Origin of the sequence: Rickettsia asembonensis, assembly GCF_000828125.2 — a bacterium.
Classification (GTDB): domain Bacteria; phylum Pseudomonadota; class Alphaproteobacteria; order Rickettsiales; family Rickettsiaceae; genus Rickettsia; species Rickettsia asembonensis.
In genome coordinates, this window is record NZ_JWSW01000063.1 from 1 (window position 1) to 3,300 (window position 3,300).

A 3,300-nucleotide genomic window follows, 5' to 3' on the forward strand; every position below is an offset into this window, starting at 1 on the left:
TCAACACTCCCTAAATAAAAAAATAATTCTAAGGAGTTTTAAAAGATTAAGCAATAGATTTTATATACAAAAAACTTTAAATTTAGTTTGCTGTTTTTATATTTTATGACTATGCTCTAAGTACTATATAACCTATATTTAGTAGTCATATAGTATTAAGATAAATATTAATTGTATTTATATTATGAAAAATAGTACTGTTCAAATATCTGCTACTGAGTTTAAAAAGCATTTCTTAAATCTAGTTGATCAAGTTAAAAGTAAACATAATTCTTTTATTATTACAAAAAGAAAATTGCCGGTTGCTAAGGTAGTGCCTCTAGATACTTATACCAAAGAAAATAAAAAAAGTTATTTTGGTTGTTTAAGAGGTACTGTTAAAATTAATGATGATATAGTAAATTTTTCTTGTGAATCTGACTGGGAAGTAAATAATGACTGATATTGAAGCTAGTAACCAAGATGGGTTGATTTTAGATACTCATATATTAATTTGGTATGTAGAAGGAATTAGATTATCTGAAGCACAAATCAATTTAATAGATAAAATAAGAGAGCAAAATAAGCTATATATATCTGCTATATCTATATGGGAAATAGTAATACTTGAAAATAAAGGTAAAATAGCATTTTCAATTGAGTTAAATGATTGGATTGATAAGTTACTATCTATACCTGGCTTAAATTTAATTGACCTGTCGGTTTCAATTTTAATACAAAGCTGTCTCTTACCTCATTATGAACATAAAGACCCGGCAGATAGATTTATTATAGCAGCTACTAGAACTACTAATGCGTGTTTATTTACTTTTGATCAAAAAATTATAGAATATGCCAATTTAGGTTATTTAAAAATAATCCAAGCTAAATAATTATAACTTAATCAATTGTGCTTTACTTGCAAAATTTTCTATTCCCTCTAGATCGGTAGCGGTAACCCATAGCTGCATGTTTAAAGCGGTAAAAAATTCGATTAAATACCCTCGTCTTTTGTCGTCTAGATGCACAAAGACTTCATCTAAAAGTAAAATCGGTGCTATTTTAGTTAGCTTTATAGCATAATTCATTTCAGCAAGGATTATTGCAATTAATATAGCTTTTTGTTCACCGGTAGAACAGAATTTGGCTAAGATATTTTTCTTTTGATGCTTTACTAAAAAGTCGCTTTTATGAACTCCAAAACTAGTGCGACCAAGTAGTTTATCTTTGCTTCTTGTTTGATAAAGTTCTGCAGTAATAAAATTAACAATATTTTCTTCGCCGTCTAATATTTTTTGTTCAACAATGCCGTCAATCGATAAATCGGCTTTTGGAAACTCATTTTCAAGTTCATCTATTGTTTGCTGCATAAATTCTAAGGTTTTTAAGCGATTATTAGCAATATGACTAGACATATCAGCCATTTTTTCTTCTATGATTTTCAGCCAATTATCATCTCTTATATCTTCTGTTAGAATTTTATTTCTCTCATACATGTAATATTCATATTTACTAACTAATTCTGCATGCTTTGAATCAAAATTATAAACTATTCTATCAAGAAATTTTCTTCTATCACTACTACCACTTGTAAAGATACCTTCCATTTGCGGAGTCAGCCATACCATGCTGGTAAATTTACTTAACTCATTATTGGCTATTTTACTTTCGTTATACTCGGTTATTCTTCTATTAGAGCTACGTTTAAATTGTGTGATAAATTCTGCAAGCCCTAATTTGCTTTGCAATAGAGCTTTAACTAGACACTGATCTTCTGAAGCCTCACATATATCGGCAAGTTTCGCTGATCGCAAGCCCCTGCCTGGATAAAATAGTGATATAGCTTCTAAAATATTAGTTTTACCGCTACCGTTTTCACCTATTAAAATTATTGGGGTATTATCTGTTTTTAGTTCAAGGTTTTTAAAATTACGATAATTTTCAAGAGTTAAGGAATGTAGGAAGATATTTTTCATTTTATGAAAGAGAATAATAGTTAAATTATTGATACGTTGTATACTCAGGTAGAATTTCAAAAATTGGCTACGTCGTTCTATTGTAAAGTTCTGTAATCTGAAATTCCATAAAATTTTTGTAACCCTTGAATTTTAGAGTCAGATACTTCAGGAGTTTGACGCTCATAAGCATAAAGCGCTCTAAGACCTATAGAAAAAGATTGCTCTGTTAATTTAAAATAACCTTGAACAAGTTTTTGAGTTGAGTTTAATTTAGGGTCTGAAGTGAGCTGGCTTCTTAAATATCCAAGCCCTTCAGCAAAACGTTTCCATAGTTCCGGGTGATTTTCTTCACCTTGCTCTTCTTCTATAAGATTACCAAAGTAATATTTGCCTAGCTTGTATATCACTACATTTGGAATGTATTGCACTTATATAACGTGGGAAAGATGTAACGTGATGATAATATTCTTTTGCGTAAATTTGTAAAGTAGAATGAGTAAGTTTCCCCATATTCCATAATTGATAAAATGGATGATTTAAAAGGTTATATTGTTCAAGATCTATATTAAGCTGTTCTAAAAATTTCATCTTACCTCTTTATTTAATGAATTTGTAAATTTGATAATTATTTGTCTTGTCTATTATTACCGAATGCCATCCTGCTAGAAAATCAATAGGAAAAAAAGTATCTCCATCATAATTTTTATTTATTTTTGTAAGTAAAAATTCATCAATAAGATTTTGCTTTTGTGGAAGTGTTGAGAGATAAGGAATTAAGCAGAGAATTACAGGAAGGATATTTTTTTGGAAAAATTTGTGTTTAAATTTAAGATAAATTTTGGTCAGTATATACAAAATTAATAGAAATTTTGTTACTATCTATGTGTTATCTATGATAATATTAGCTACCCGTTAAAACGGTTAATCGTTTCAAATTAAAACATATAGCCTTCATAAATTCAGAGAATTGAATTTTGACAATACCAATATATCTGACACGTTTATTATCTTGTGAAAATACTCTTTTAAAGGTGCTCTAATTTTTGTATAATATTTATCAAGGTCAAAATTCTTATCTTGCATGTTATTTTTCTTTACAGCACAAAGATGCACTCCTTTCCTAGTGGCTGCATTTTTGACAGGCTTTGTACAATATGCTTTATCTACATATGTAGCACCGGAGTGTGGCATAACATGTTTAAAACCTTTGCTATCAGTAACATTTGCAGTGGTAACTGCAACCTTATTAATCATCCCTGATTGAATATCAACGCTAACATGTTTTTTATAACCATACCAAAACTTATTACCTCCTTTACAACCAATTTTAGCTTGTTTATCATTTGCAACTTTAGACAAAGTC

General features: G+C 29.1%; 4 protein-coding genes and 2 pseudogenes. 2 read left to right on the forward strand and 4 right to left on the reverse strand.

Features of this window, described 5'->3' with window-relative positions:
- Window positions 1–184 precede the first annotated feature (184 nt).
- Both SB78_RS05570 and SB78_RS05575 read left to right on the forward strand, forming a co-directional pair.
- The gene (locus SB78_RS05570) at window positions 185–442 is read left to right on the forward strand and encodes a type II toxin-antitoxin system Phd/YefM family antitoxin (protein ID WP_041079218.1); all 258 of its coding nucleotides are present in this window, start codon (window positions 185–187) and stop codon (window positions 440–442) included.
- Window positions 435–872, forward strand: a complete 438-nt coding sequence (locus tag SB78_RS05575) for a type II toxin-antitoxin system VapC family toxin (protein WP_041079219.1) — start codon at window positions 435–437, stop codon at window positions 870–872. Before SB78_RS05570 ends, SB78_RS05575 begins: the two co-directional genes overlap by 8 nt.
- Here SB78_RS05575 and recF read toward each other — a convergent pair whose 3' ends face one another.
- The 4 genes and pseudogenes from recF to SB78_RS05595 form a co-directional block, all read right to left on the reverse strand.
- Entirely contained in the window at window positions 873–1,955 is a 1,083-nt protein-coding gene (recF, locus tag SB78_RS05580; RefSeq protein WP_041079220.1) for a DNA replication/repair protein RecF, read from the reverse strand.
- Between the two features lie 80 nt (window positions 1,956–2,035).
- Window positions 2,036–2,525, reverse strand: a pseudogene (locus SB78_RS10250) (CADD family putative folate metabolism protein); the annotation flags it as partial.
- Window positions 2,526–2,534: 9 nt separating this feature from the next.
- Window positions 2,535–2,696, reverse strand: a pseudogene (locus tag SB78_RS11995) (dihydrofolate reductase); the annotation flags it as partial.
- Between the two features lie 192 nt (window positions 2,697–2,888).
- On the reverse strand, window positions 2,889–3,300 hold a 412-nt coding region (locus SB78_RS05595; RefSeq protein ID WP_041079223.1), incomplete at its 5' end, for a transposase.

Bases quoted from the DNA above. Each gene is read 5' to 3' on its own strand.
- SB78_RS05570 (WP_041079218.1), top strand. From the start codon at position 185: ATGAAAAATAGTACTGTTCAAATATCTGCTACTGAGTTTAAAAAGCAT.
- SB78_RS05575 (WP_041079219.1), top strand. From the start codon at position 435: ATGACTGATATTGAAGCTAGTAACCAAGATGGGTTGATTTTAGATACT.
- recF (WP_041079220.1), bottom strand. From the start codon at position 1,955: ATGAAAAATATCTTCCTACATTCCTTAACTCTTGAAAATTATCGTAAT.